Origin of the sequence: Croceicoccus ponticola (assembly GCF_004004515.1) — a bacterium.
GTDB classification, from domain to species: Bacteria; Pseudomonadota; Alphaproteobacteria; order Sphingomonadales; family Sphingomonadaceae; genus Croceicoccus; species Croceicoccus ponticola.
Genome location: NZ_RXOL01000002.1, coordinates 322,669 through 346,079, shown reverse-complemented (window position 1 = coordinate 346,079; position 23,411 = coordinate 322,669). Strand labels below are relative to the sequence as shown.

At 64.0% G+C, this 23,411-nt stretch carries 22 protein-coding genes; 13 read left to right on the top strand and 9 right to left on the bottom strand.

The features are described 5' to 3' along the window. Positions 1-44: 44 nt before the first annotated feature. The 3 genes from EKN06_RS07700 to EKN06_RS07690 all read right to left on the bottom strand — a co-directional run bounded on the left by EKN06_RS07700 (position 45) and on the right by EKN06_RS07690 (position 2,015). On the bottom strand, positions 45-842 hold the full coding sequence (locus tag EKN06_RS07700) for a hypothetical protein (RefSeq protein ID WP_127612305.1): 798 nt from the start codon (positions 840-842) through the stop codon (positions 45-47). Between the two features lie 162 nt (positions 843-1,004). Further along, the gene (locus tag EKN06_RS07695; protein WP_127612304.1) at positions 1,005-1,301 is read right to left on the bottom strand and encodes a GNAT family N-acetyltransferase; all 297 of its coding nucleotides are present in this window, start codon (positions 1,299-1,301) and stop codon (positions 1,005-1,007) included. A gap of 57 nt (positions 1,302-1,358) precedes the next feature. Further along, a complete protein-coding gene (locus EKN06_RS07690) occupies positions 1,359-2,015 on the bottom strand; it encodes a YggS family pyridoxal phosphate-dependent enzyme (RefSeq protein ID WP_127612303.1) in 657 nt (218 codons plus the stop codon). Between EKN06_RS07690 and EKN06_RS07685 the strand changes: the two genes are divergently transcribed. Together EKN06_RS07685 and EKN06_RS07680 are read left to right on the top strand one after the other, a co-directional pair. Further along, a complete protein-coding gene (locus EKN06_RS07685; RefSeq protein WP_127612302.1) occupies positions 2,014-2,598 on the top strand; it encodes a thiamine phosphate synthase in 585 nt (194 codons plus the stop codon). The two genes, EKN06_RS07690 and EKN06_RS07685, sit on opposite strands and share 2 nt — an antisense overlap. Positions 2,599-2,696: 98 nt before the next feature. After that, positions 2,697-5,063, top strand: a complete 2,367-nt coding sequence (locus EKN06_RS07680) for an FtsK/SpoIIIE family DNA translocase (RefSeq protein WP_127612301.1) — start codon at positions 2,697-2,699, stop codon at positions 5,061-5,063. 36 nt (positions 5,064-5,099) lie between these two features. Here EKN06_RS07680 and EKN06_RS07675 read toward each other — a convergent pair whose 3' ends face one another. Beyond that, the gene (locus EKN06_RS07675; RefSeq protein ID WP_127612300.1) at positions 5,100-5,558 is read right to left on the bottom strand and encodes an Lrp/AsnC family transcriptional regulator; all 459 of its coding nucleotides are present in this window, start codon (positions 5,556-5,558) and stop codon (positions 5,100-5,102) included. A 126-nt stretch (positions 5,559-5,684) separates the two neighbouring features. On the opposite strand from EKN06_RS07675, the gene ald reads away from it, so the two are divergent. Both ald and EKN06_RS07665 read left to right on the top strand, forming a co-directional pair. Continuing rightward, entirely contained in the window at positions 5,685-6,812 is a 1,128-nt protein-coding gene (gene ald / locus EKN06_RS07670) for an alanine dehydrogenase (protein WP_127612299.1), read from the top strand. A gap of 55 nt (positions 6,813-6,867) precedes the next feature. Further along, complete coding sequence (locus tag EKN06_RS07665; RefSeq protein ID WP_127612298.1) at positions 6,868-8,613, top strand: GGDEF domain-containing protein; 1,746 nt, start codon at positions 6,868-6,870, stop codon at positions 8,611-8,613. A 3-nt stretch (positions 8,614-8,616) separates the two neighbouring features. Here the strand turns inward: EKN06_RS07665 and EKN06_RS07660 are convergent, their stop codons facing one another. From EKN06_RS07660 to EKN06_RS07650, 3 genes are read right to left on the bottom strand one after another with little or no spacing between them, the layout of a single operon-like run. Further along, complete coding sequence (locus EKN06_RS07660) at positions 8,617-9,027, bottom strand: acyl-CoA thioesterase (protein WP_127612297.1); 411 nt, start codon at positions 9,025-9,027, stop codon at positions 8,617-8,619. Next, on the bottom strand, positions 9,017-9,496 hold the full coding sequence (locus tag EKN06_RS07655) for a DUF2939 domain-containing protein (RefSeq protein ID WP_164843988.1): 480 nt from the start codon (positions 9,494-9,496) through the stop codon (positions 9,017-9,019). Before EKN06_RS07655 ends, EKN06_RS07660 begins: the two co-directional genes overlap by 11 nt. Next, the gene (locus tag EKN06_RS07650; RefSeq protein ID WP_240654667.1) at positions 9,493-11,586 is read right to left on the bottom strand and encodes a S9 family peptidase; all 2,094 of its coding nucleotides are present in this window, start codon (positions 11,584-11,586) and stop codon (positions 9,493-9,495) included. Before EKN06_RS07650 ends, EKN06_RS07655 begins: the two co-directional genes overlap by 4 nt. A 188-nt stretch (positions 11,587-11,774) precedes the next feature. On the opposite strand from EKN06_RS07650, the gene EKN06_RS07645 reads away from it, so the two are divergent. From EKN06_RS07645 to EKN06_RS07625, 5 genes are all read left to right on the top strand, one after another. After that, on the top strand, positions 11,775-13,586 hold the full coding sequence (locus EKN06_RS07645) for an aminopeptidase P family protein (RefSeq protein WP_127612396.1): 1,812 nt from the start codon (positions 11,775-11,777) through the stop codon (positions 13,584-13,586). A gap of 10 nt (positions 13,587-13,596) precedes the next feature. After that, a complete protein-coding gene (locus EKN06_RS07640) occupies positions 13,597-14,013 on the top strand; it encodes a cupin domain-containing protein (RefSeq protein ID WP_240654666.1) in 417 nt (138 codons plus the stop codon). A 208-nt stretch (positions 14,014-14,221) separates the two neighbouring features. Then, positions 14,222-14,803, top strand: coding sequence for an EF-hand domain-containing protein (locus EKN06_RS07635; protein ID WP_164843987.1), 582 nt, complete (start codon positions 14,222-14,224; stop codon positions 14,801-14,803). 78 nt (positions 14,804-14,881) lie between these two features. Next, on the top strand, positions 14,882-15,619 hold the full coding sequence (locus tag EKN06_RS07630) for a response regulator (RefSeq protein ID WP_127612293.1): 738 nt from the start codon (positions 14,882-14,884) through the stop codon (positions 15,617-15,619). Beyond that, complete coding sequence (locus tag EKN06_RS07625; RefSeq protein WP_127612292.1) at positions 15,616-16,992, top strand: sensor histidine kinase; 1,377 nt, start codon at positions 15,616-15,618, stop codon at positions 16,990-16,992. The genes EKN06_RS07630 and EKN06_RS07625 overlap by 4 nt, the downstream gene beginning before the upstream one ends. 19 nt (positions 16,993-17,011) lie before the next feature. On the opposite strand, the gene EKN06_RS07620 is transcribed toward EKN06_RS07625, so the two are convergent. Beyond that, positions 17,012-18,592: a helicase HerA-like domain-containing protein gene (locus tag EKN06_RS07620; protein WP_127612291.1), complete on the bottom strand. Its 1,581-nt coding sequence runs from the start codon at positions 18,590-18,592 to the stop codon at positions 17,012-17,014. Between the two features lie 118 nt (positions 18,593-18,710). Between EKN06_RS07620 and pabB the strand changes: the two genes are divergently transcribed. The 4 genes from pabB to arfB all read left to right on the top strand — a co-directional run bounded on the left by pabB (position 18,711) and on the right by arfB (position 22,876). After that, positions 18,711-20,522, top strand: a complete 1,812-nt coding sequence (pabB, locus tag EKN06_RS07615) for an aminodeoxychorismate synthase component I (RefSeq protein WP_127612290.1) — start codon at positions 18,711-18,713, stop codon at positions 20,520-20,522. 77 nt (positions 20,523-20,599) lie between these two features. Further along, on the top strand, positions 20,600-21,736 hold the full coding sequence (locus EKN06_RS07610; RefSeq protein WP_205693843.1) for a pyridoxal phosphate-dependent aminotransferase: 1,137 nt from the start codon (positions 20,600-20,602) through the stop codon (positions 21,734-21,736). Beyond that, complete coding sequence (locus tag EKN06_RS07605; protein ID WP_127612288.1) at positions 21,733-22,449, top strand: RluA family pseudouridine synthase; 717 nt, start codon at positions 21,733-21,735, stop codon at positions 22,447-22,449. The genes EKN06_RS07610 and EKN06_RS07605 overlap by 4 nt, the downstream gene beginning before the upstream one ends. Beyond that, positions 22,442-22,876 (top strand): alternative ribosome rescue aminoacyl-tRNA hydrolase ArfB, encoded by a 435-nt coding sequence (gene arfB / locus EKN06_RS07600; RefSeq protein ID WP_205693842.1) that lies wholly within the window; start codon positions 22,442-22,444, stop codon positions 22,874-22,876. The genes EKN06_RS07605 and arfB overlap by 8 nt, the downstream gene beginning before the upstream one ends. 178 nt (positions 22,877-23,054) lie before the next feature. On the opposite strand, the gene EKN06_RS07595 is transcribed toward arfB, so the two are convergent. Continuing rightward, a complete protein-coding gene (locus EKN06_RS07595) occupies positions 23,055-23,330 on the bottom strand; it encodes a hypothetical protein (protein ID WP_127612287.1) in 276 nt (91 codons plus the stop codon). Between the last annotated feature and the right edge of the window lie 81 nt (positions 23,331-23,411).

Below are 23,411 nucleotides of genomic sequence, written 5' to 3'. Positions count from 1 at the left end.
ACGGATTGCTCCGGTCCCGCCATTTTCGTTTCAGCGACAGGTGCTCAGCACTTCGGGTGCTTGCCGATGTCGCGGATGTCGTAAACCCGCCCGTCGGCGACCGTCACCTGAAGGCACTGGCCCGAATTCGGCCGGGCCCAGATGGTATATGCGGTCGAACCAGATTTAAATCCGTCGACATTGGCAAAGCCGCGTTCTTCGAGCACTCGGCCGAAATTTTGCGCGCGACCGCCCTCAAGGTCCTTGAACTGCGCCTTTTGCGCATAACCGCCGCTGCCGTGGTGATGGCTGGTGTTGTTCTTCCGCTGATCGACGCCCGCCTGATAGCCCGACGAATAGGCGTCCGACTTGTCGTGGTTGTGATACGCGACATTGTGCAGCCCGTCGGTATAACCTCGATCGTACTGCTTTTCCGCCTCTGCGTCGGACAGGTGCTGTTTGTCGTCGTGATGGTGCGACTTGTGGCTTAGCAAGGCGCCCAAAAGCGCGGCCCCTGCAACGGCGGCCACGGCGGTTCCGGCACCCGAACTTCCCTTGTCGGTATGGCCGCAATCCTGTGCCATCACGTCATTGATGGTCATGACTCGGCCGTCCATAACCTCGACCTGCACGCAGTCGCGGTCGCCGCTATGCCACCAATTGCTGGTACTCGATCCGCCGCCGCCCTTGTGGCCGTCGATGTACTTGAACCCGCGCGATGCCAGCTCGCCTTCGGCGCTGGACGCATGCATGCCGTCGATGTCGACCAACGAGCGTGCCTTGGTTGCCAGCGCGGGCGTCGCGGCAAGGCCGAACGCGGCGGCAATCGCACAGATGGAACCGGACGAACGAAAACGTGTCATGATCTTCTCCGCCTTCTTGAAGCACCGAACCACGGCGACTCGCACCGGGCGGCAAATTCAGCAGACTATGGGGACACGATCATGACATGGTCAACGATACCGGAAATTGGGTCAGCAATACGCGCAATGGCAGGTTATTGGCCGATTCCTGCCCCGCTACTGTTACGCTTTCAGCGCGCTCCATTCCGGGTTGCGCTGAAACGCGGTGACGACATAGCTGCACACCGGCTTGATCTTGAAGCCTTCCTCGCGCGCGTCGGCGATCAGCGCTTCGACCAGCTTTCCGGCCAATGATTTCCCGCGCAACGAAGGCGGCACGAACGTGTGGTCGGCGACCAGCACCTGGCCGTCGGCTTCCTTGCGATAGGTAAGCTCTCCGGTTTCATCGTGGCCGTCGACTTTGGCGCGGTATTCGCCGTGGGTGTCGCTGTCCTTGCGGGTGATGGTGACGTCTTGCATGGAATCTCCTTTGCCCCCCAACGGGCGGGGCGCGATCGGGGTTCCGGACGGGATGCCTCAGCCGCGTTCGCCAAACAGCGCGGTGCCGACGCGAACGTGCGTTGCGCCCAGCCGGATCGCGCTTTCAAAATCCCCGCTCATGCCCATCGACAGGCCGGTAAGTCCGTTGTCCGCCGCCAGCTTGGCGAGCAGCGCGAAATAGGGCGAAGGCTCTACGTCCAGCGGCGGAACGCACATCAGGCCCGTGACGGGGATGCCCGCATCGCGCGCGGATGCCAGCAGCGCGGGAAGCTCGGCGATGGCGCAGCCGCCCTTCTGGTCTTCGGCACCGATGTTGACCTGAATAAAACAGGGAACGGACCGCCCCGCCTTTTCAAAGGCACGCGCAAGGGCGGTGACAAGGCTGGGCCGGTCGAGCGAGTGGATGGCATCGAACAATGCGACCGCGTCGTCGGCCTTGTTCGATTGCAACTGCCCGACGAGGTGAAGCTGCACATCGGGATAGCGGGCCTTCAATTCCGGCCACTTCGCCTGCGCTTCCTGCACCCGGTTTTCGCCGAAATGGCGATGGCCTGATTGCAGCAAGGGCTCGATCTCTTCGGCGGTACGCGTCTTGGAGATTGCGATCAGCGTGATGTCGTCCGCCTTGCGCCGGGCGATGCCGGCAGCGTGGGTAATGCGGTTCGTGATGTCGGTCAGTGCTGTTTCGGCCATGGCGCGCTGCTATAGCGATGCCGTGACGAAGAACCAGACCCTGTCCCGAATCCGTTCGGCACTTTTACCGAAGCTTTGGCTGATCAGCGACGCGCGCAACGATGCGGCGCTGGAAAGCGTCCTATCGGGGATGCCGCGCGGAAGTGGATTTGTCTTTCGTCACTATCACCTTGCACACGGCGAACGGCGGGCGCGGTTCATGCGACTGGCCCGGATCGCGCAGGCGCGCGGGATCATGGTGGCGCTGGGCGGCGATCCCGCATTGGCGCGGCGCTGGGGCGCAGACGCGGTTTATGGCGCGTCCGATGTGGTGGCCGGGGCGGGTGGTGCGATCCGCATCGCCACCGTCCATTCGATGCGCGAACTGGCCGATGCACACCGGGCCGGGGCCAATCTGGTCATGATGTCGCCGGTTTATGCCACGCGATCGCATCCCGGCGCAGGCAAGTTGGGTCCGGTTCGCGCGCGGCTGATCGCGGCACGGGCACGAGTGCCCGTCGTCATGCTGGGCGGGATGGATGCAAGGCGGGCGCGGGGGTTGTCGCCGCACGGCTGGGCCGCCATCGACGGGCTGTCAGGTTAGGAGATTGCGGGCGATACCCACAGGGCACTTCGTCATCGATTGACCGGCATGATGCCACGCGCGTAATTTTCGCCGCGAACGAACGGGGAACCGACAAGATGGCATCGAGGATAGCGACAGGTCCGGGCAGAGGTGCCGCGGGTCGCGGTGCGCCCAACTGGCGCGCGGCGCTGAAGCATAGCGTCAGCCGCACCGGCGAACTGCTGGGCGCGGCCGCATTGCTGCTGTTCGCGCTGTTCCTCGCGCTCGCGATGGCGAGTTATAGCCAAACCGACGCCTCGTTCTCCACCGCGGCGGGCAGCGGGACGGCGAACTGGATGGGCGTGCCGGGCGCCTATGCCGCCGATGGGCTGTTCATGGCATTCGGCCCGGTGGCAGTGCTGATCCTGCCGCTGATCTGGGTCTTTGCGCGCCGTTTGTGGCAACTTGCCGAACACGAAGAGGCGGAGCGGCCGCATTGGTGGCGCCCGCTGGCGCTGCTCGCGCTGGCGATGCTGATGTTGGCCACGGTGCTGGCGCTGCTGGTCGACGGGCCGGTCTGGGGTCTTCCCGCCGGGATGGGCGGCATTGCCGGACTGGCCGGGTCCAAGCTGATCTATGCGATGTCGACCATAGCGCCTTCGCCCTATGCGGGCTGGGTCATCCTGTCGCTGGCGGTGCTCACACTGCTGGGCGGCGCCTATGCCGTGGGGCGAGTCTTCACGCTCGACTGGGCGGGACTGCTGACGCTGCCGCTGGCCATGGGGCGGGACCGTGCAGACGATGGCGACGATCGCGTCGTCGTACCGGCGCGCAAGGCGAAGAAAGCCGCCAATCGCGAGACCATGGTCGACGACGATCCCGACATGGTCGAAACTTCGCCGCGCCGCTCTCCCGAAATCGCGGACCCGACCACCCCGCCCAAGCCCGCGGCCAAGGCGGCCAAGCCCAAGCAGGGCGATTTCTTCAACGCCGATTTCGCGCTGCCCAGCCCCGATCTTCTGGTCGCGGTACCGGACCAGTCGGGCCACAAGCTCGACAAGATGGCGCTGGAACGCAACGCACGCCTTCTCGAAAACGTGCTGGAGGACTTCAATGTCAAGGGCGAGATCACCGCGGTGCGCACTGGGCCGGTGGTCACGATGTACGAACTCGAACCCGCGCCCGGGATCAAGGCGGCGCGCGTCATGGGCCTTGCCGACGACATCGCCCGCAACATGAGCGCGATTTCCGCTCGCGTGTCTTCCATCCCTGGCAAAACCGTGATGGGCATCGAACTGCCCAACGCCGACCGCCAGATGGTCAGTTTCCGCGAACTGATCGAAAGCGCCGCGTTCGGCGATCACAAGGGGATGCTGCCGATTATCCTGGGCAAGGATATCGCGGGCGAGCCGGTCGTCGCCGATTTGGCCGCCATGCCCCACTTGCTGGTCGCGGGCACCACCGGTTCAGGCAAGTCGGTAGGCCTGAACGCCATCCTGCTGTCGCTGCTCTATCGCCTGACGCCAGCCGAGTGCCGGTTGATCCTGATCGATCCCAAGGTGCTGGAGCTGAAGAGCTACGACGATATTCCGCACCTTTTGTCCCCGGTTGTGACCGAACCGCCCAAGGCCGTTCGCGCGCTGAAATGGGCGGTCGAAGAGATGGAGCGCCGCTATCGCATGATGAGCAGCATCGGCGCGCGCAACCTTGCAAGCTTCAACGAACGCGTGCGCACCGCCGCAGCCAAGGGCAAGCCGCTGGGCCGCCGGGTGCAGACCGGGTTCGACCCCGAAACGGGCGAAGAGATATTCGAAGAAGAGCAGCTGGAGTACGAGGCACTGCCCCAGATCGTGCTGATCGTCGACGAACTGGCCGATCTCATGATTACCGTGGGCAAGGAAATCGAGGTCCTGATCCAGCGTCTGAGTCAAAAATCGCGCGCGGCGGGCATCCATCTGATCATGGCGACGCAGCGCCCGTCGGTCGACGTCATCACCGGCGTGATCAAGGCGAACATGCCCACCCGCATATCGTTCCACGTCACCAGCCGCATCGACAGCCGCACGATCCTTGGCGAACAGGGCGCAGAACAGCTGCTGGGCAAGGGGGACATGCTGTACAAGGCGAGTTCGAAACCGCTCACCCGCGTCCACGGTCCGTTCGTTTCGGACGAAGAGGTCGAGGAAGTCGCCAGCCACTGGCGCGCGCAAGGGTCGCCCGAATACATCGATTCGGTGACCGAGGAACCGGAGGACGGCGGCTTCGGCTTCGACGAACTGGACGGCGCGGGCGACGATCCCGAACATCGCAAGTACGTGCAGGTGTGCCAGATGGTGTTCGAAAACCAGAAGGCTTCGGCCAGCTGGATTCAGCGGCAGATGGGCGTCGGGTACAACACCGCGTCCAAATGGATCGAACGGATGGAAAAGGACGGGCTGGTCGGGCCCGCCAACCATGTCGGCCGGCGCGAAATCTATCGCGACCGCGACGGTCAGGCGCTGTGACCGGGCTTTCTGCCAAACGTGACGCTCAGCGCAGGATCAGCGCGCCATCGGATAACCTTGCCAGCTCTTGATCGTGCGGATCGAAAAACTGGAATGCACCGACGCGACGCCCGGCAATCGCGCCAGGCAGTCGCGGTGGATGCTGTCGAACTGCGCCAGATCCTTTGCCGCCACTCGAAGGATGTAATCGGCCTTGCCGGACATCAGGTGACATTCCAGGATATCGTCGAAATCCCGGACCGAATCTTCGAATCGATCCATCGCCTCGCGGCTTTGGGTCGTCAGGGTAATCTCGACAAACACCTCCAGCGTCAGGCCAAGGCGCTGCGGATCTAGCCGGGCGCCGTACCCTGCGACGACCCCGGCCTCTTCGAGCGCGCGGACCCGGCGATGGCACGCGGATGTCGAAAGCGCCGCCTGTTCGGCCAAAGTCGCGATGGATTGCGAGGAATCGCGCTGAAGCGCGGAGAGAAGCACGAAGTCGGTGCGGTCCATCGGGAAATTTTTCCGTATATTGGCGTTTATACGGGAAATATACCCGAACAAGACGATCCGGCAATGCGAATAAGGCAAAACTTACCGGTCGAATCGCGGTAATCTCGACGCAACAGGAGAAACCCCATGCGCATCGGCTGTCCTCGCGAGATCAAGAACCACGAATACCGCGTCGGACTGACGCCGGAGAGTGTCCATGAACTGGTCGCGCAGGGCCACGAAGTCTGGGTCGAAAGCGGCGCTGGGCTCGGCATCGACGCCAAGGACGCCGACTATCTGGCTGCCGGCGCGAAAATCGTCGACGGCCCCGACCCGATCTTTGCCGAGTGCGAGATGGTGGTGAAGGTGAAGGAACCCCAGGCCGTTGAGCGCGCGAAACTGCGCGAAGGGCAGGTGCTCTACACCTACCTCCATCTCGCGCCCGATCCGGAACAGACCGCCGACCTCGTCAAGTCGGGCGTCACGGCCATCGCCTATGAAACGGTGACGGGTCCGGGCGGCACGCTGCCGTTGTTGAAGCCGATGAGTCAGGTTGCCGGACGGATGAGCATTCAGGCCGGCGCGACCGCGCTGGAAAAGGCGCATGGCGGGCGCGGCGTGCTGCTAGGCGGCGTTCCGGGCGTCATGCCCGGCAAGGTCGCCGTGATCGGCGGCGGCGTCGTCGGCTGGAACGCGGCGCAGATGGCGGTCGGCCTTGGCGCGGACGTCACGATCCTCGATCGCAGCCCCGAACAGCTCGAACGGCTGGGCATGTATTTCGAAAGCCGCGCCAAGACCCGGTTTTCGAACAAGGCGAACATCGCCGAAGCGGTGTGCGAGGCGGATCTGGTCATCGGCGCTGTGCTGATCCCCGGCGCGGCGGCACCAAAGCTGGTCACCCGCGAGATGCTGGGCCGGATGAAGCAGGGCGCGGTGCTGGTCGACGTGGCGATCGATCAGGGCGGCTGTTTCGAAACCAGCCACGCCACGACCCATGCCGAACCGACCTTCGTCGTCGACGGCGTCGTGCATTATTGCGTCGCCAACATGCCGGGCGCGGTCGCGCGGACCAGCACTTACGCGCTCAACAACGTGACGCTGCCCCATGCGCTGGCCATCGCGGACAAGGGCTGGCAGCAGGCGATGCGCGAAAACGCGCATCTTGCCGCTGGGCTCAACGTTCATGCGGGCATGGTGACGTACGAGGCTGTGGCCCGCGAACTGGGTTACGACTACAAATCGGTCGAAAGTATCGTGGGCGCCGCGGGCCGGTAATTTGTTTCGCCGGCATTAACCAGACACTAAACGATGCAGTCCATGGTCGTCGGCGATGGTGGGCTGGCTGATCAAGGCGCTGGGTGCGCTTTTGCTGGTGTCGGTGGGTTTTCTGCCGGCAGCGGCGAACGCGCGCGAAGAAATGCGGTCGGCCTGTTCGGCCACGACTGTAGGTGCGGTCAATACCTCGAAGCCCGAGGTTCCGCCCGTCGACCGGTGGGTTTGCGACCAGACCCGCTATACGGGCACGCCGCCAGTGGCCTGGCTGTTCTTCACGCCGGAGGACTTTTCCGCACAGCGGACGATGCCGACCCATTTCGTGACCGACATCGGGCGGTTCGAATCGCTCACGCTGATCGCAATGGGCCCCGATGGTCCGCTGCGCTCGCGATCCTATCGCATGGCGGATGTCAGCCATTTCGTGAACGGGCCGAAATTCGCACTCCCCATGCCCGACATGCTCGCGGCCACCGGGCTGGTCGTCGCCATCGAAAAACCATGGACGCCTGTGCTCATGTCCCAGGCCCGGCTGCAAGCTCGGCACGGAGAACACGACATTCTGGGGTGGAGCGACAATGCCGTGCTGGCGCTGGCGCTGCTGGCCGGTTTCCTGGCCGTTCCGCTGATCTACAACGCGGCGTTCTATCGTCTTTTGCGCGAACGGTTCGTGCTGTGGATGCTGGCCAACGAAATGGCGCTGCTGGCGCTGGTCGTCGTGTCCAGCGGGCTCTATCACCGGGTCATCGATATCAGCATGGCCCCGACGGCTTTCCTTTCAGCAATCGCCAAGGTCGGGCCGCTGGTTTTTGCAACCGGCTATTTCGTAACCTATCTCGAACGCCCCGCGCTTAGCGATTTTATGCGCAAAGTGCTTATGCGTACGGCGCTTGCGACCGCGATCGTCGGCGTTGTCTTTTGCCTGGTGATCCCGGCGTTGCGTCCCATGGGGTCGGTTGTCCTGCTGATCGTACCGCTGCCGCTGATCGCTGCGATCGTCGTCGCCATGGTGCGCGCATGGCAAGCGGGTAGCCGCGCCATTCGCGGGCTGATCGCAACGTGGGCGCCGCTTATGGCCGCGACGGCAGCGGTGGTCGTGCGCGGTTCGGGATTGGGCGTTACCGGGCATGTTGTCGATGCGACGATCTATGCGGGCATACTCTTCCACGCGATGGCCGCATCCATTGCGGTGATCCACCGCATGGAAGTCATGCGCCGCGAACGCGAACGGGTGAACGCCCGGCTCGACGCGCTGTCGAACCTCATCGATCTCGATCCGCTTACCGGCATTTTTAATCGCCGCGCGCTCGAACAACGTTTTGCCGAACTGCGGTCGAGCGGATTTCACGCGCTGGCCGTCGTCGATCTCGACCATTTCAAGCGCATCAACGACCGGTTCGGTCACACCACCGGCGACCGCGTCCTGCAAGAAGTCGCCGCCGTGTTGGCCAGCGACAAGGACGCGCTCGCTTTTCGCATGGGGGGCGAGGAATTCGTCGTCATGCTGAAGGGGCCGCAGATGCAGCAGCGCGCCGAACAGTTGCGCCGGGCCATCACCATCCGCGTTGCGAACGAGGTTGACGGCATCGACACTCCGGTCACCGCCAGCATGGGTCTGGTCGAAAGCCCGCCGGGCGGCGCGTCCACCATGCGCCAGCTTTACGGCCAGGCCGACCGGTTGCTGTACGAAGCGAAATATAGCGGTCGCAATCGCCTGATCAGCGAACGAATCCAGGTTTTCGAACCGCCGTCGCGCCAACGGCGGCTGAAGGACCGGCGGGCAGCGGAACGCCGGGCGGGGTGACGTTCAGGCCAGGAACGGCCGTGCGACATCTGCCGGCACGCGCATCAACCGGCCATTGTCGCGCCCGATCATCGCCCACGTCGAACGAACCGATACGATCGGCTTGCCGCCATCCGGTCCGAAAAAATCGATCAGCCGTTCGAAGCGGGCTCCGACCGGCGGCTTTTCGATCCGGGCTTCGGCGGTAACTTCCGCACCCTGCGTCACATTGCCGCGATAATCGATTTCATGCCGGGTCACGACCCAGAGAAAGGCATCGACGTGAGCCGGGTCGGCGACCGCTTCCCAATGCGCGGTCGCCACGTCCTGCGCCCATTGCAGCCAGACCGCGTTATTCACGTGGCCCATGAAATCGATGTGCTCCGCCCCAGCGGTAAAGGTCATGCGAAAGCGAGGCGCGGAATCAGCCGTCATTCAGGTCGATCCCGGCCAGCCGCCAGCCCAGCCCGTCGCGCCGAAAGATCAGCGCGCCGCGGGGGTCGGGCCCGGTCAGGCGAAACGCATGCAGATCGCCGCTTTCGATGCGCCAATCGACCGGCTCGCGCTCTTCGGCTCGCACCGCAACGGTCACACCGTCCGCCTGTCCGGTGCGCACCAGTTGCGCCACGGTTTCCGGGTTCACGAACTTGTCGATGGCGAACGATGCGCTTGCCTTGGCCAACACCGAGCCGAGGCCGCCGATATCCTCCCGCTCGATCGCGCCACCGACTTCGGATTTCAGCGATTCGCGAAAAGCCGGGAAATCGACCCGCCCTTCCAGCCGGGCGACATCGCCATCGCGCGCGGCCTGTGACAGGTCGTGCACGGCGTAAAGCCGCGATCCGACAAACCAACCGCCAAAGGCCGCGGCGATAACGAACAGAAGCGCAAAAAGCCGTTTCACGCAGCTTCCGCCATGCCCATCTGCCACAGGATAAAGGCGAATTCTTCTGCCACTTCGCGCAAGCTGTCGAACCGGCCCGACTTGCCGCCGTGGCCTGCGCCCATGTTCATTTTCAGCAGCAGTTCGTTATCGTCGGTCTTCATCTCGCGCAGCTTGGCGACCCATTTCGTCGGCTCCCAATATGTCACGCGCGGATCGTTCAGCCCCCCCGTCACCAGCATCGGCGGATAGGCCTGAGCGCTGACCTGATCATAAGGACTGTAACCGCGGATCAGTTCGAAGGCGCCGGCATCTTCGATGGGGTTGCCCCATTCGGGCCATTCGCCCGGCGTCAGCGGCAGCGATGCGTCGAGCATGGTATTGAGCACGTCGACGAACGGCACTTGCGCGACGATCGCGCCCCACAGTTCGGGGTCGGAATTGGCGATGGCGCCCATCAGTTCGCCGCCCGCCGATCCGCCCGATGCGGTGACGCGGCCCTTTGACGAATAACCGCGTTCGATCAGTCCCTTGGCCACGTCGACGAAATCGTTGAAGGTATTCGCCCGCTTCGTCAGCTTGCCGTCCAGGTACCAATGCCGGCCAAGATCGTCGCCACCCCGGATATGCGCGATGGCATAGATGAAGCCGCGATCGACAAGGCTGAGCCGCGCGGTGGAGAAATAGGGCGAGATCGCCGACCCATAGGCGCCGTAACCGTACAAGTGCAGCGGCGCGCTGCCGTCGATCGGTGTGTCGGAACGCATCATCAGCGAAACTGGCACTTCGGTTCCGTCGCGCGCGGTGATCGTCACGCGTTCGGTGCGATACTGCGATGCATCGTATCCCGACGGGATTTCCTGCACTTTCAGCGTGGTCAGTTCGCGCGTTTTCGGATCGTAGTCATAAACCGTCGCGGGCGTGACCATGGAAAAATAGCTGAGCTGCAAGATCTCGGCAGCGTATTCGGGATTGTTGCCAAGGCCTGCGGTATAGCTGGCTTCGGGAAATGCCACGGGTTCGACCCGGTCGGGCGCGTCGTAATATCGTACCTGTACCTGATCCAGCCCGTGCTGGCGGCCTTCGGTGACGTAGAAATCGCGGAACATTTCGAACCCGGTGAGATAGAATTCGTCCGACCCTTCGATCACCGTTTCCCACGTTCCCGGCGCGGCCAGCGTCGCCTTGGCCAGTCGGAAATTCACGTGCGTGTCGTTGGTGTGGACGAACAACCGGTCGCCGGCGATGTCGATGTCGTATTCGACGCCCGCCTTGCGCGGTTTGACCAGCACTTGTTCGCCCAGCGGGTCGGCCGCCGCAACGATCCGCACTTCGTCCGTCTCATGGTCCGAAGCGCTGATCAGCAGCCATTTTTCATCGGACGAAAGCCCCGATCCGACGCGAAACCCTTCGTCGACTTCGTGATAAAGCTCGACGTCGTTCGCGACCGGCTGGCCCAGCCAGTGCAGTCGGGCGTTGTCGGTCCGCCAGTTTTCGTTGGCGAGCGAATAGACGATGGCCTTGTCATTGGCGACCCAGACCAAGCTGCCGAGCGTGCCTTCGATGGTTTCGGGCAACAGTTCACCTGTCGCCAGGTCCTTAATAACCGCGTTATAGCGTTCGGACCCGTCGGTGTCGGTGGCATAGGCCAGCTTCGTACCGTCCTGGCTGATCGAAAATGCACCCAGCCGGAAATAGTCGTGCCCTTCGGCCAGCACGCTTTCGTCCAGCAGCAGTTCCTTGCCTTCCGTCCCGTCGCGGCCGCCCTTCGCGGGCTTGCGCCACCATTGCCGGTACTGCGCACCTTCGACGAATTCGGACCAATAATACCATTCGCCGTCCTTTACCGGGACCGAGCTGTCGTCCTCCTTTATCCGCCCGCGCATTTCGGCGAACAGCGTGTCGATCAGCGGCTCATAAGGCTTCATTCGCGTTTCGAACCACGCATTCTCGGCCTTCAGGTGATCGAGGATCTCCTCGCTCTCCACCTTGGGATAGCCCGCATCGCGCAGCCATGCGTAATGGTCGTCGACCTTGACGCCATGATGCGTAAAGCTGTGCAGCCGCTTTTCGGCGACCGGCGGCTGGATCGGTGCAGTGGTATCGGTCAAGGGACAGGATCCTGTTCGAACGGACGGAGATGCGGGACGTGGGTTTGGGCAAAAGCATGCGCCCGAAACGCAGTGCTGGAACAACCCGTTCGGTGTAACTATGTTTCCGGCAGCGGCCTTGCAAGGCCACCCCATTTGACGGTCCGGCGCGGACCGCGCACCTATTTACGAAAGTTGCCGTCATGCTGATGCAGACCCACGAAGCTCGTCTTGCCGCCCTGCGCGAAGAATTGAAGCGCCGCGAACTCGACGGGTTCGTCGTGCCCATCAGCGACGAACACATGAGCGAATATGTCGGCGAATACGCACAGCGACTGGAATGGCTGACTGGGTTTGGCGGATCGGCGGGGACCGCGGTCGTGCTGGCGAATGCCATCGACAGCAAGGGCGCGGCCATGTTCGTCGACGGACGCTATACGATACAAGTGCGCGATCAGGTCGATGGCAAGCTGTGGGATTACGAAAGCATCCCCCAGACCAGCCCCGCCGAATGGCTGGGCCGCAATGTCGGCGAAGGCGCGCGGATCGGGTTCGACCCGTGGCTCCATTCGCCGGGCTGGGCCAAGGCGGCGGAAAAGGCGCTGGCCAAAAAGGGCGCGACGCTTGTCGCGGTCGAAACCAATCCCATCGATTCGGTCTGGCAGGACAGGCCCGCCCCCAGCACGGCATTCGCCCGCCCCCATGACGAAGCGCTGGCCGGACGTTCCAGCGCCGAGAAGCGCGGCGAAATCGCCGAATGGCTGGTCGCGAACGGTTACGACGCGACCGTCATCACCGCGCTCGATTCCATCGCGTGGCTGTTCAACATCCGCGGCAACGACGTGTCGCGCACGCCGGTCGCGCTGTCGTTCGCCATCGTCCATGCCGACGGGACGGCGGAACTGTTCATGGCGCCCGAAAAGGTGACGCCAGCGCTCTCCACCCATCTCGGCAATGCCGTCACGCTGCGCGACCGCGCCGCGTTCGAGGACGCTCTTGCCGCCACAAAGGGCCAGACGATCGCGGTCGATCCCGACCGTTCGGTGGCCGCGATCTTCCGCGCGCTGAACGATGCGGGCGCGATCGTGAAGGAAGAGCGCGATCCCGTCGTCCTGCCCAAGGCGATCAAGACCGGTGCCGAACAAAACGGTCATCGCGCCGCGCAGTCGCGCGACGGGGCGGCGGTCGCCAAATTCCTCAACTGGATTGCGCGAGAAGCGCCTTCGGGACGGGTGACGGAGCTTGATGCATCGGACCGGCTCGAAGCTTTCCGCGCCGAAAGCGACATGCTGACCGACCTGTCGTTCGACACGATTTCAGGCGCCGGACCGAATGGCGCGGTCGTTCATTACCGTGTGAGCGAGGAGACGAACCGCACGCTTCAGCCCAACAGCGTCTATCTTGTCGACAGCGGCGGGCAATACGCCGACGGCACCACCGACATCACCCGCACCGTGTGGGTCGGCCCCGGCGAAGCACCGGCGGAAGTGAAGGATCGCTTTACCCGCGTGCTCAAGGGTCACATCGCGCTGGCCACCGCCGTCTTCCCCAAGGGCACCGTCGGCAGCCAGCTCGATACGCTTGCCCGCATGTTCCTGTGGCAAGCGGGCGTCGATTATGCGCACGGCACCGGCCACGGCGTCGGCAGCTATCTTTCGGTCCACGAAGGTCCGCAGAACATCGGCAAGGGCGGCCGCCCGAACGAACAACCGTTGCTGCCCGGCATGTTCCTTTCGAACGAGCCTGGTTATTACAAGACCGGCGAATACGGCATCCGGATCGAGAATCTCGTGCTGGTCATCCCGCAAGAGATCGAAGGTGCGGAAACGGAAATGATGGGCTTCGAAACGCTCACGTTCGCGCCGATCGACCGCAATCTGATTGATGTCGCGTTGCTGACCGAAGGCGAGCGGGGCTGGATCGACGATTATCACGCCAAGGTGCTTGCGGTCGTCGGTCCGCAACTGGCGGGCGAGGCGCTCGGCTGGCTGGAGGTGCAGTGCGCGCCGCTGTCCCGCTGATTGGCCAGCGGTGACGGGCAACGGCCCCTTCCCCTTGGGCGACCGCTTTGCCCATCTGGGCGAAGCAGGCAGCGCAAAGGTCCAGCCCGCGTTCGCAGGATCCGAATGGTATGAGGATTACGTCAACCGCACCGGCGGCGAAGGGCGGCTGGTCGCGTTGCATGACTTTGCCGAGGATTGGACCGACTGGGAAATGCATCCGGCGGGCGACGAGATGGTCGTTTGCACGAAGGGCGCGATGGTACTGATTCAGCAGAACCCGGACGGCGACATCCGCATTCCGCTGAACGCCGGCGAATATGCGATTAATCCGGCAGGCGTCTGGCACACCGCCGACGCATGCGGCGCGTGCACCGCACTGTTCGTAACGCCGGCCCGCGACACCGCGCATCGCCCGCGAAACGCTGAAACTCAGCCAAAGGCTTGAGCCTGCATTAACGGCCGCACCCCGGTGATACACGATGCGACAAAGTAGCCTTCAGCCGGCATAAACCTGCGACATGCGACCTGTAGAACAGTCACAAGAAGTCGCGAGGATGCCGGCCAACGGGTTATCCCCCTTGTTCCCTCCCCTCGCTCGTCCCGGCATTTTCGCGGCTTCGCCCATTTTCGCAGATTTCAAAGAGAGAACCTTCATGAAAAAGACCTTTTTAGCAGCCGGTGTCGCCGTTCTTGCCATGGGTACCGTCGCGTATGCCGCCCCCGGCATGATGAAAGCCGAAGGGCCGGTCACCATGGCCGAGGCCAAGGCCAAGTCAGGCGAAATGTTCGCCCGCATGGATGTGAACGGCGATGGCAAGATCGACAGCGCCGACCGCAAGGCACGCCAGGACGAACGATTCGCCAAAATGGACACCGACGGCAACGGTTCGATCAGCCGGGCCGAATTCGATGCCATGCACGGCATGCACGGCATGCGCGGCCAGGGTGGCGCGCATGAGATGGGCGGCGCGCATATGATGGGCGGCGACCACGCAATGGGTGGCCGCCAAGGCAAGCGCGGTGGCCATGGCGGCATGGGCATGATGGGCATGATGGCCGACACCAACAAGGATGGCGTGATCACTCGCGCCGAGTTCGATGCCGGCGTGACATCCCACTTCGCCCAGATGGACACCAACGGCGACGGCACCGTGACGGTCGAGGAACGCAAAGTCGCCCGCGAGAAGATGCGCGAAACCCGCATGGAAAAGCGCGAAGCGCGTCAGCCCAACTGATCGCGTGACTAACTGAACGAAAGGCAAGGGGCGCGCCGGCATTGTCGGCGCGCCCCGAACCGTTAGAAAGAGCAGGACATGACCGAACCCCAGCTTCCCGATCGCATCCTGCTCGTCGATGACGAAGAAGCCCTGCGCGATCCGCTGGCCGCTTATCTTGCGAAACAGGGTTTTCACGTCCGCCAAGCCGAATCCGCTGCCGCTGCCCGCACGATCCTGCGCGACATGCCGGCCGATATCGTCCTGCTCGATATCATGATGCCGGGCGAAGACGGGCTGTCGCTGTGTCGCCACCTTGTCGAAGCGCAGAAAACGCCGGTCATCCTACTGACCGCCAAGGGCGAGCCCACCGATCGCATCGTCGGGCTGGAGATCGGTGCCGACGATTATGTCGTAAAACCGTTCGAACCGCGCGAGCTGGTCGCGCGCATCCGTTCGGTCCTGCGCCGCGCGAACCGGGCAGAGGCCGCGCCGACGCTGGAACAGGATTTCCTGTTCGAAGGCTGGCGGCTCGATCCGCTGAAACGGCGGCTCACCGATGCAGAGGGCGCGGTCGTCGCGATATCCTCGGCCGAATTCCGCCTGTTGCGCGCATTTCTGGATCATCCGCGACAAGTGCTGGACCGGGACCGCCTGCTCGACATGGTGCAAGGGCGCGAGGCGCATCTGTTCGACCGATCCATCGACAACGCGATCAGCCGCCTGCGCCGCAAGGTGGAACCTGATCGCACCGATCCGCGGTTGATCCTGACCGTTCGCGGCGGCGGCTACATGCTGGCGACCGACGTGACGCGGGCCGATTCGCAACCGGCATGAAGCGTTTCCTGCCGCGATCCCTTCAGGGCCAGATGTTGCTGGCCGTCGCGCTGGCGTTGCTGGTCGCGCAAGGGATCGGCGCTGGCCTCGCCATGCGCGCGCAGGCGGAGCGCGAGCATAATTCCATCGCCCACGCGCTGGCATTCCGCCTGATCGGCAGCCGCATGCTGCGCGGGCCGGATGGCGACGAACTCCACCCGCCAAGGGGTCGCCATCCACGCATTGCGCAACTGGCCACGTCCCCCCGATCCCCGATGACGGCCGGTGACGCGGAACGTCCGTGGTTCGAGGCTCGTTTGACCGAAATCCTGAACGACCAGGGTGTCGAAGTTGCTGAAATCAACGTGTTCGAACGTGATTTCGACGAAACCATGATGGCCGATTTCATGCAGGGCCGGCGCGGACGGATGCGTGATCGGGGGCCGCCCGATTCGATCCTGTTCGCCGCGGTCCGGGTTAACGGAGCGCAGGACTGGTTGATTGCGCGCGCGCTCCATGAAAAGCGCGAGCCCTATTTCATGCGCAGCCTGCTGCTGCAGACCTTGCTGATCTATGCCGTGCTGATGGGCACGATCGCCCTGATCCTGCGCCGCATCACCAAGCCGTTGGCCCAGCTTACCCGGCGGGTGGAAGCGTTTTCGGGCAATCCGACGCTTGGCGTAGATGGCAGGGTCGAACCGCAGGGGCCGGTGGACACCCGCAGCCTGATCGCCGCGCATAACGCGATGGAGTCGCGGATCGTCGCCCTGCTCGATGAAAAGGACGTGATGCTGGGCGCCATCGGTCACGATCTGAAAACGCCGCTGGCCGCCCTGCGCGTGCGGATCGAATCGGTCGAAGACGACGACGAGCGCGCGAAAATGGCGGGGACGATCGAGGACATCACCTCGACGCTTGACGACATCCTGTCGCTGGCCCGCGTCGGCCGCCCGTCCGACCCGATCGAACCGACCGAACTGGCGGCGCTTACCGCGTCCGTCGTCGAAGAGTTCGAGGACATGGGCCAGCCGGTGGAGCTTGGCGATACGCACCGGGTCGTACTTTCCGTCCGCGCGACCTGGCTGCGGCGCGCGATCCGTAACCTGACGTCCAACGCGATCCGCTATGCCGGCGGGGCAAGCGTCACGGTCACGAAGGAGAAGGCCGAAGCGGTCATCCGCGTCACCGATGAAGGGCCGGGCATCCCGGTCCACGAAATCGCGCGGATGATGGAACCGTTCGAACGCGGCGATCCCAGCCGCAACCGGGGCACCGGCGGCGCGGGCATTGGCCTCGCGCTCGCCCGCGCCATTGCCGAACAGCATGGCGGCAGGTTGGTCCTGACCAATCGCCCCCAAGGCGGATTGAGCGCGGAAATCCGCCTGCCGCTGTGACCTGGAATTAAACGCCCGTTCAGCGCATCAAGCCGCCGATCAGGTTGCGCACGAACCGGCCCACGACCGCCCCGCCAAGGCTGGTCGCGATGGTGCCCGCAGCTGCCGTGGCCGCCGTTTTCGTCGGATTGGCGCGCGACGATTTGCCGGTGATCTTTCCCGCGATGACAGCCGCCGCCGAACTGGCCGCGGCCCCTGCTGCCGCCTTCCCCGCCTTTTCCCACACGGATGTCGTCTTTCGCGGGCGTTTGGCCACTTCCTCGCGACCTTTCTCTGCGACTTCCTCTGCCGTGGCCGCGGCGTCGGCGGCTTTGGCCAACAGCACTTCCTCCGCGCTTTCGCGGTCGACGGCGGTATCGTACTTGCCGTCCACCGGGCTGACCGAACGTATGATCGCGCGTTCCTTGTCGCTCACGGGGCCAAGCCGGGAACGCGGCGGCTTCACCAGTGTGCGCTGTACAATGGACGGTGCGCCGTCTTCCATGAGGGTAGAGACAAGCGCTTCGCCCACCCGCAATTCGGTGATCGCGGTTTCCACGTCGAGCGCGGGGTTGATGCGGAACGTTTCGGCCGCCGCGCGGATCGCCCTCTGATCGCGCGGGGTAAAGGCGCGCAGCGCGTGCTGCACCCGGTTACCCAATTGGCCTGCCACTTCCTCTGGAATGTCGATGGGGTTCTGCGTCACGAAGAACACGCCCACGCCCTTCGACCGGATCAGCCGCACGACCTGTTCGATCTTGTCCGCCAGCGCGCGCGGCGCATCGTCGAACAACAAGTGCGCTTCGTCGAAGAAGAAGACGAGCTTCGGTTTGTCGGGATCGCCGACTTCGGGCAGGCTTTCGAACAGTTCGGACAGCAGCCACAACAGGAACGTCGCGTAAAGTTTCGGGCTGCGCATCAGCTTGTCGGCGGCCAGCACATTGATGAAACCGCGTCCGTTTTCGTCGACGACAAGGAAATCGTCTATTTCCAGCGCCGGTTCGCCAAAGAATTGGTCCCCGCCTTGCGAACGCAATGACAGCAGCGAGCGCTGTATCGCGCCGACGCTGGGTTTGGTCACGTTGCCGTACTTCGTGCTCAGCATGCTCGCGTTGTCCGCCGTGTGCGCCAGCATCGCCTGCAGATCGTCGAGGTCGAGCAGCATCAACCCCTGTTCGTCGGCAAAATGGAACGCGACATCCAGCACGCCTTCCTGCGTTTCGTTGAGATCTAGCAGCCGCGAAAGCAGCAGCGGGCCCATTTCCGAAACGGTGGTGCGGATCGGGTGTCCCTGTTCGCCGTAAAGGTCCCAGAAGATCGCCGGATTATCGGAATAGGCATAGTCGTCCATGCCCAGTTCGCGCGCGCGGCTTTCCAGCTTGTCGGCATGTTTGAACGTGGGCGATCCCGACATGGCGATGCCCGACAGGTCGCCCTTCACGTCGGCGACGAAGACAGGCACGCCCGCGGCCGAAAAGCTTTCCGCCAGCCCTTGCAGCGTCACCGTCTTGCCGGTTCCGGTCGCGCCCGCGATCAGCCCGTGCCGGTTGGCGCGCGACAGTTCGAGCCATTGCCGTTCGCCGTTTTCGGCCAGTCCGATGAAAATCGCATTGTCGGCCATGCAACCGCTTCCTTTCGCATTTCAGGCTGCCGATGTGGGCTACCCGCCACGCGATGGTCAAGTAACTCCGCCATGCGCCCTTGCCGCGACGCGTCGACACGGCCATCTAGGCGCGGCAATGCGTAAACCCTTCATCCTGCTGGACGATGCCCGCGATCCGGCCACGGCCCACCCTGCCGCCGCCCGGCTCTATCGCGATCCGGTGGCCGTTTTCCGCGCGATGCACGCTGGCGAAGTGGAACAGGCCCTGGACGCAGCGCAGGACGCGCATGACCGCGGCCTGCACATTGCCGGCACCATCGCTTACGAAGCCGGTCTTGCCTTCGAGGCCAGGCTGATCAAGCTGCCCCGCGCCGCAGGTGACGGCGCCCCGCTGGTCTGGTTGGCGGCGTTCACGGACTGCTCCACGATCCCGGCCGACGAAGTCCCTGCGTGGCTCGCGTCGGAAGCACTTCGCGACGACGGCCCGCCGCTGCTGTCTCCGTTGCGTCCCGCGATCGATCGCGAAGCCTATGCGCGGGGGTTCGACGCCATTCGCGCAGGGATCGAGGCTGGCGATATCTATCAGGCGAACCTGACGTTCCCGTTGATGGGACGCTGGGCCGGCGACCCGGCGGCGATCTATGCCCTGCTGCGCGACAGCGCGGCGGCGGGGTACGGCGCGCTCGTCTTTGACGGGGAACGCCATCACCTCAGCCTCTCGCCCGAACTGTTCTTTGCGCTGAAGGACGGCGACGTTACCCTGAAACCGATGAAGGGGACTCGACCGCGGGGCGCTACTCCGGACGAAGACGCGGCATTGGTCGCGGAATTGGCACAAAGCGAAAAGGACCGTGCCGAAAACCTGATGATCACCGACCTGATGCGCAACGATGTCTCCCGCCTTGCCGTTCCGGGCAGCGTGACCGTGCGCGATGCCTTTCGCATCGAAACTTATCCGACCGTGCACCAGATGACGTCTACCGTGCGGGCCCGGCTTCACGATGGCACCGGGGCCATCGACCTGTTGCGCGCCATATTCCCTTGCGGGTCGATCACCGGCGCGCCGAAAATCCGCGCGATGGAATTGATCGACCATACTGAGGAAAACTCGCGCAATCTCTATTGCGGCGCGATCGGACGGGTTGACCCTGCGGGCGATGCCGCTTTCAATGTCGCGATACGCACCCTGACGCTGACCGGCGCGGCCAACGGTGTCGCGCGGATGGGCGTGGGTTCAGGACTTGTGATCGATTCGCAGGTCGACGACGAATGGGCGGAATGCCTGGTGAAGGGGAAATTCGTGGCGGCGGCGAGCCCGAACGTGCGATTGATCGAAACGATGGCCTTCGACCCGCGCGTCGGCGTGCCGCTGATCGAATTCCATCTCGGCCGGCTGAAGGAAAGCGCCGCGGCGCTGGGCTTTTCGCTGGACCGCCATGCGCTGCGTAACCAGATTCAGGCGTTCTGCTTCATGAACCGCGAACCGCGCAAACTGCGGATACTTGTCGACTTCGATGGGGAATGGGACGTCGAAGGGTCGGACCTTCCCGACCCGATGCCCGGCCCCGTGCCCGTCGCCATTCGCCCCCTGCCGGTGAACCCGCGCGACTGGCGCCTGCGGCACAAGACCACGGACCGCGCGTTTTACGACGAAGCAAGACGCGACGCCGAAGCTGAAGGCGCGTTGGAAGCGGTTCTTTTGCGCGAAGACGGTTTCCTGACAGAAGGCAGCTTCACCAACATCTTCGTAGAGCGTGACGGCATGTTGCTGACCCCGCCGCTGGAACGCGGATTGCTGCCCGGCGTCCTGCGCGCCTCTTTGATCGACGAAGGGCGCGCCCGCGAAGCCGATCTGACACGCGCGGACCTTGCGGACGGCTTCTGGATCGGCAATGCCCTGCGCGGGCTGATGCCGGCCCGGCTTATTGCGCCGTCACAAACGATCTAGCAGGACCGACTTTCGCCATGCCATCCCCGCGCCTGTCCTCCGCCCTGGCGCGGATCGCACCTTCGCAAACGACCGCGATGACCGATCGTGCGACCGAACTGCGCGCACAAGGGCGCGACATCATCTCGCTTTCGGTGGGTGAACCGGATTTCGACACCCCCTTCCACGTGGTCGCGGCGATGAAGGCCGCGCTGGACTCAGGGCAAACGCGCTATACCCCGGTTGGCGGCACCGCGGCCATGAAGCGCGCCGCCGCGCTGCATTTCGAACGCGATCTGGGCATCGCCATCGATGTTGCGCAGGTCACCGTCAGCGCCGGGGGGAAACAGGCGATCTTCCACGCCCTGCTCGCCACGCTGGATCCCGGCGACGAGGTCGTGATCCCCGCGCCTTGGTGGGTATCCTATCCCGAAATCGTGCGCTTTGCGGGCGGTACGGTCGTGCCTCTGCCGACGCGGCCCGAAACCGGCTTTCACTTTTCGGCGGCAGACCTTGCGGCAGTCGTCACGCCGCGTACGCGCTGGCTCCTGCTCAACAGCCCGGGCAACCCGACCGGCGCGGTGTTCACCGCAGAAGACATTTGCGCCGTTGCTGCAGTGATGGAAGCTCACCCCGAACTGTTAGTGATGAGCGACGATATCTACGCGCCGCTCACCTACACCGGCGCGCCCCACGCCACGCTTGCCGCGCTGCGCCCCGATCTTGCCGATCGCGTGCTGACGGTGTCGGGCGTGTCGAAAAGCCATGCGATGACCGGCCTTCGCATCGGTGTCGCGACCGGCCCGGAATGGTTGATCAGAGCGATGGAGCGTCTGCAATCGCATTCGAGCGGCAACCCCTGTTCGATCAGCCAAGCGGGCGCGGTCGCCGCTTTCGAAGGGCCGCAGGATTTTCTGGCCGACTGGCGCGAACGGTTCCGCCAGCGCCGCGACCTTGTCGTGTCGCGGATCAACGCGATCCCCGGCCTTTCCACCCCTGTGCCGCAGGGGGCGTTCTATTGTTTTGTCGATGCATCGCCGCTGATAGGGGGTATGTTGGCCGATGATGGTGCGCTCGCGCTCCACCTGCTTGAGCATGGCGTCGCGGTGGTCGCGGCATCGGCCTTTGGCGGCGGGCATTGTGGGCTTGCCGGTTTCCGGATCAGCTTTGCCGCCAGCGAAGATCAATTGAACGCGGCGATCGACCGCATCGAGAAAGCAGTATCAGCGTTATGAGCACGATCCCGATCCTTTACGAAGACGGCGAGGCGCTTGTCATCGACAAGCCTGCCGGGCTGCCGATCGATCGGCCACGCGCGGGCGGGCGCTCTCTCGACGATCAGCTCGAAGAACTGAAGCTTGGCTTTCAGCGCGCACCGATGGCGGTGCACCGGCTCGACACCGATACGTCAGGCTGCCTGCTGCTGGCCCGCAATCCCAAGGCATTGAAGCGGTTCAACAAGGCATTCGAGGACCGGCAGGTCGAAAAGGTCTATCTTGGCATCCTTGCTGGAACGGTCGCCGAAGATGAAGGCGAAATCGCGCTGTCGCTGTCAAAGATCAGTTCGAAGGAAGAGGGCTGGCGCATGATTGCTGCCAAAAAGGGCAAGCCATCGCTGACCCGCTGGCGCAAGCTGGTCGAAAAGGACGGCATGACGCTGATCGAATTCTGGCCCGAAACCGGTCGCACGCACCAGATCCGCATCCACGCGCTCGCCGGGCTGGGCGCGCCGCTGCTGGGGGATCCCGTCTATGGCGAGGGTCCGAAAGGTGGCGCTGGCGGCGCACCGCGCACGATGCTGCATGCCAGCGCACTGACCGTGCATCGCGACGGCAAGTCCGCGATCACGGCCACTTCGCCCATGCCCGCCGATTTCTTGCGCCTGGGCTTCGTCGATCCCGGCCAGATTCCCGCTGACTTGCCGGAACCCGGCCCGTCAGGTGTCTGACGAAGACGACCTCGACGTAATTTCGCTCGTAGATCGGGCGCAGTCGCTGGCGGAAGAGCGCTTTGTCACGGCATCCGGCCCCGGTGGGCAGAACGTCAACAAAGTCGCGACCGCGGTCCAGTTGCGGGTCAATATCTTTAAGCTGGGGCTGACGCCGACGGTGTTTCACAGGCTGAAGGCGCTGGCGGGCAGCCGCGTTTCGTCGAGCGGCGACCTGATCATCGACGCGCGCCGCCACCGGACGCAGGACATGAACCGCGCCGATGCCCGCAAGCGTCTGGCCGAATTGCTGGTCGAAGCGCAGATCGAACCGAAAAAGCGCGCCAAGTCGCGCGTGAACCGCGTCGGCAAGGTCCAGCGGCTAAAAGGGAAAAAGGTGCGCGGCGCGGTAAAGGCCGGGCGCGGCAAGGTAACCGGCTGGGACTAATCCGCCGCGTCGAGGCTGGCAGAGGGTTCGGCCGAAGGGCTGTCATCGGGCAGCATCTCGGCTGCTTCGCGCAGGACCCGCTCCTCCTCCGCCATGGGCGCAGCAGGCATGTCCGGCTCCCCGCCGCAGGCTGCAAGCATCAGCAGCAGGCCCATGGCGGGGAGCGCGAACCGCATCATTATTCGCCCATCGCCGCTTCGATATCGGCAGCCGCATCGGCGGCGGCATCGGCCGCGTCGTCGGCAGGTGCGGTCGTTTCTTCAGCGACCGGTGCCGTGTCGTCGGTGATGGTTTCGTCAACCGCCGGATCTTCGTCCATGCCCGGCTGCACCATCACTTCGTCAGCGGGCATTTCCACCGTGTCGGCTTCGGCCGGTGCGTCCGGATCGTCGGTCGCACCGCAAGCGGAAAGGGCAAAGGCGGCGGATGCTGCAAGCAGCGCAATTTTCTTCATCGCAGGGATTCCCCATGTGGCAAAAATAAGGCGTCCGCTCTAGGCGATAGCGGCACTGCGGGCAATCGTTGCAAACATATA